The organism is Streptomyces sp. SID4985 (assembly GCF_009863025.1).
GTDB lineage: Bacteria > Actinomycetota > Actinomycetes > Streptomycetales > Streptomycetaceae > Streptomyces.
In genome coordinates this window covers 1-345 of record NZ_WWIR01000503.1, presented here as the reverse complement: position 1 = coordinate 345, position 345 = coordinate 1, and the positions used below count along the sequence as shown (strand labels likewise).

The following is a 345-nucleotide window of genomic DNA, read 5'->3' as shown; positions in this document are numbered from 1 at the left end:
GCGTCGCGGCAGGTGCGCAACGACTCCTCGGGGCGCCCGGCGTACTCCTGGACGCGGGCCGTCTCGCTGAGTGCCCGCGCGTAGGCGGCGGTGTCGCCCTCCTTGCGGTAACCGGCGGCTGCGGAGCGCCAGTTGCGCAGCGCCTCACCGTAGCGGCCCGCGTAGGTGTGGGCGGTGGCGATGCGGCCGTAGAGCCGGGCGGCCTGGGCGCGTTCGCCCCGGGCGAGCCGGTCGGCCAGCGCGCGGCCGAACCAGTCGGCGGCCCGGTCGTGGTCGCCCAGCTCCTGGTGGGCGCCGCCGACGGATTCCATCGCGCGGCCGGTGGCGTAGGGGTCGCCCGCCGCG

1 pseudogene is annotated in these 345 nt (G+C 78.3%); it reads right to left on the bottom strand.

Annotated elements, in window-relative coordinates:
- A pseudogene (locus GTW40_RS21955) lies at window positions 1–345 on the bottom strand (tetratricopeptide repeat protein); the annotation flags it as partial.